Genomic DNA, 3,498 nt, shown 5'->3' on the forward strand with positions numbered 1-3,498 from the left:
GCTTCTACCGGCAAATGAAAATTAGCTACGGTTTCCCAGCCTGTATTCCGGGCAGTGGCAAGCTTATCATCAGCGTTTCGTATGGCGGGGTAGTTTTCGTCCCAAAACTTTTTCAGTTCGGAAGGTGGGTCCGGTTTGAACCAGGATGCCTCGGATACAACAAGGTATCCCCCTGGTTTGACCAGGCGTTTCCACTGGGTTAGTGCGTTGTCGAAGCCCATGATGTATGCCGCGCCTTCACTCCAGACAAGGTCGAAGTAGTTGTCCGGGAAGGGAAGATTATTCATGTCTGCCTGTTGAGTATGAATACGTGTTACCAGGCCTTTTTCCTGAATAGTTTTGTTTAGTTGCTCGAGAAACTGAGGGAAAAGATCTGTTGCAGTAATATGCCCGGAAGTTGCGGATGCGAGTACCAGCGTCTGCGCGCCAGTACCGCAGCCGATGTCGAGAATTTGTGGTGCATCAGGCAGGTATTCACATAAGGCGAGCGCCTTTAATGTGGATTCTGCATTGCCGGGTCCCAATCGGGGTAAACCTTCATGAAGTTCCACTATTAATTCAATAAATCTTTGTTCTTCCATTGCGTGATTCTTAGAACAATGCTTAATCCAGGCTAGGGTATTTGTTGAATGAACTGTATTATTCTGTTCGCAACTTCCTGAGTAGTGCCGGGTGACATGATATGTCCTGCCAGAATATGGTGTTGCGGATCGCCGGTTTCGTCAATGGTTATTATCTCTTTTATGTTCGATGCAAATTTAGAGTAATTATCCTGAATGGCATCCGTACTAACAATGTTGTCATAGGGTGAGTAGATAATTAACACTGGTTGAAGAATTTTATTAAAGTCTTTTTCACGCGTGAGTTTGACCAGGCCCATCATGGGCAGTAATGCCTGGCTGGGGTATTGCGTTGTCCAGTATTGTTGCTGCAAATCATTGAGGGCTTCAAACTGGTAAACTGGTCCTTCGATCATTTGCAGTAAGGTATTTCCCCAGGGTAAAAGTAGTAGCTCCGACTCCCTTCGTTTAGGGCCAAAGTTAGGTGATACCAGAATCAGCGCAGCAATTGTGTTGCTCTGGTCATAGGTGGCGAGCCAGGTCGCCAGGGTGCCGCCCGTGGATGTGCCAATGAGTATCACTTTGTCACCCAGTCTTTTTCCTATCTCAAGGGCTTCAACAGCATCATTGAGAAAGGCGTTAACCGTTATATCTGCCATTGCTTCACTGCTGCGACCATGGCCGGTCAGCCGAGTATAAAACAGGTTTGCATCCAGAGATTTTGCGACAATGTCGCTTACCGGTGCAATTTCCTGGCGCGTGGCGGAGAAGCCATGTAAATAAACCATTGCAATGGGTGTTTTAGCGGGTGCTTCAGGATTGGCCCATACAACGGTTTTCTGGGTATTGGAACGAATATCATGGAAGCGGGATTCCCGGCTCTGAATATAGTCGTTGATATCGTTCGTCAGGCTGACAGGTGTAATCGTTTCGTCCAGCTCCACTTGTGGGCCAACGCTAAATCCCACGACTAAAATAATGAATCCCGAAAGCGTGAATTTATTGAAGAGTCGATTCATGTTGTTTGCTGGCTCGAATCTGTAATGGTGTTGTTAATTAAACCAAGCATCAATAAATAAAGCGTAACGGCATTGAGTAAATGCCAGACAAAGTGAGTGCCTGTAGGGATTATATCGCAAATGGATTGGTCCACGGTGCGAAAAGTCAGTGACACGGTAAACATAACCAGTGCGTACGCATAATAACGATATCCCGCCACTTTTAATCGCCAGGCGAAAAGAGTAATCCCCATAAGAAAAAACCAGCTGGGTAAATAAAAAATACTGCCATTTAAAAAATCAGGAGGCAATGCTGATTGAATGCTGGAGTTCACTGCATGGTAGACAGCAAAAATTGTCAGGCCCGCAAAAATTGAAAATGAGAACAGGCGGAACAGGCTGCTCAGCAAATAAATATTGATAAATAGAAGTATAGGAATGGTATCCGCGTACAAAGACCAGCTGTTGGCGAATAAATGCCATAGACTACTGCCCACTCCCATGGTAAATAATAGCGCGGTCAACAAGCCTAAATCCCAGATTTGACCGGTGATACTGGATCGGTTTCGTAATATAAATCGCCCAACAAAAACACCAGCAACTATAAAAGCAAGGTTACTGAGTAGATTGAAAGGTTCACCCCAAAACCCGGGTGCGATGCGCTCACAGTAATGATCCAGATAGCCGGTCATAGGTGGTAATCATGCAGAGGGTATAGTTAGTTGAGTGGAAATTGCCCATATATTTCCAATGTCCGGCATATTATATGCTGGAACTTCTTAAAGTTGTAAAACAATAAAGTTGCAAAAAAATGGTGTTGATATGACGGATATACTTTGGCAAAAACTGGAAGAATTTCAAATAGGCTCTGCAACGGCGCAACTTGGATTTGTTAATCGCCTGGCACGGGATAATGACTGGACCCTGGAATTTACAGAAAAAGTGGTGTTGGAATACAAACGATTTATTTATCTCGTTGCAATTTATAATCAGGAGCTGACGCCCTCTGATGCCGTTGACCAGGCCTGGCATCTTCATCTGGTTTATACCAAATCCTACTGGGAAGATCTCTGTCAAAACATACTCGGATTCTCCTTGCACCATAATCCAACAACAGGAGGTACAAAAGAGGATCAACGATTTGCTGACGCTTACCAGCATACATTGAATGTTTATTACCAGACTTTCGGCGAGTATCCAAATAAATCGGTGTGGCCTCCCGTTGAAAAAAGATTTCTTAATGCGGGTAAGTTTGTACGAATTAATCGAGCGAGTCACTGGATCGTCACCAAACCTGCTCAATCAATTTCGCTTATCGCTACATTGTTAGCGGTTTCGTTAACGTTGGTAGCGTGCACTCAGGAATCTGCAGATTATGATTTCTGGTTCTGGGCCAAAGTTATTTTTGGAGTAACGGGAATCGTCATAATATTGAAATACCTCAATGACTGGCTGGGTGGTAGCGGTGGCGGAAGAGGCGGTGGCGGCGGCACGGGGGCCGGATGTTCCGGAAGCGGCTGTGGCAGTGGGTGTTGTGGCAGCGGTTAATTCTGTTTGAGTTTAATAGCAATAAAAACAAGCATATATGAATGTTATTCATCGTTTCATTAATGTGCCATACTTGTTAAAACGACTGTTTTATTGTGATGCAGATTGAAAAACTGACTACAACCAGCCTCAAGCTTTCCCGAGAAGTATCACCGGCTGAACCGCTGTGGAAGCGGGTTCCCATGAAAAACGAAGACGGGAAGAATCTCAGTGATTTTATGATGATTATTCCCAGGTTAAAACATCAGTCAACCGACAGGATAAAAAACATCATCAATGAGATTGACCAGGTTCTCAGGTACTATGAAAAGCAGGTGGTATTTGCAGACTTAAATCTGAACTTGAATGTATTGTGGGTATCTGTTCAACCTATCGCTGGTATTTGTCTGGAA

At 44.5% G+C, this 3,498-nt stretch carries 5 protein-coding genes; 2 read left to right on the plus strand and 3 right to left on the minus strand.

The annotated features are described in order from the left end of the window. The 3 genes from ACWVCM_RS01875 to ACWVCM_RS01885 all read right to left on the minus strand — a co-directional run. The coding region (locus ACWVCM_RS01875; RefSeq protein ID WP_455200003.1) for a class I SAM-dependent methyltransferase at positions 1-581 on the minus strand (581 nt) is incomplete at its 3' end. A gap of 32 nt (positions 582-613) precedes the next feature. After that, positions 614-1,579 carry an alpha/beta hydrolase gene (locus tag ACWVCM_RS01880; protein WP_455200004.1) on the minus strand — a complete coding sequence of 322 codons (966 nt, stop codon included), beginning with the start codon at positions 1,577-1,579 and terminating at the stop codon, positions 614-616. Further along, positions 1,576-2,250 (minus strand): hypothetical protein, encoded by a 675-nt coding sequence (locus tag ACWVCM_RS01885; protein WP_455200005.1) that lies wholly within the window; start codon positions 2,248-2,250, stop codon positions 1,576-1,578. Before ACWVCM_RS01885 ends, ACWVCM_RS01880 begins: the two co-directional genes overlap by 4 nt. Before the next feature lie 130 nt (positions 2,251-2,380). Between ACWVCM_RS01885 and ACWVCM_RS01890 the strand changes: the two genes are divergently transcribed. Together ACWVCM_RS01890 and ACWVCM_RS01895 are read left to right on the plus strand one after the other, a co-directional pair. After that, positions 2,381-3,106: a glycine-rich domain-containing protein gene (locus ACWVCM_RS01890; protein WP_455200006.1), complete on the plus strand. Its 726-nt coding sequence runs from the start codon at positions 2,381-2,383 to the stop codon at positions 3,104-3,106. 98 nt (positions 3,107-3,204) lie between these two features. Continuing rightward, a partial coding sequence (locus ACWVCM_RS01895; RefSeq protein ID WP_455200007.1) for a hypothetical protein occupies positions 3,205-3,498 on the plus strand: 294 nt, incomplete at its 3' end.

Source organism: Kaarinaea lacus (genome assembly GCF_975902315.1).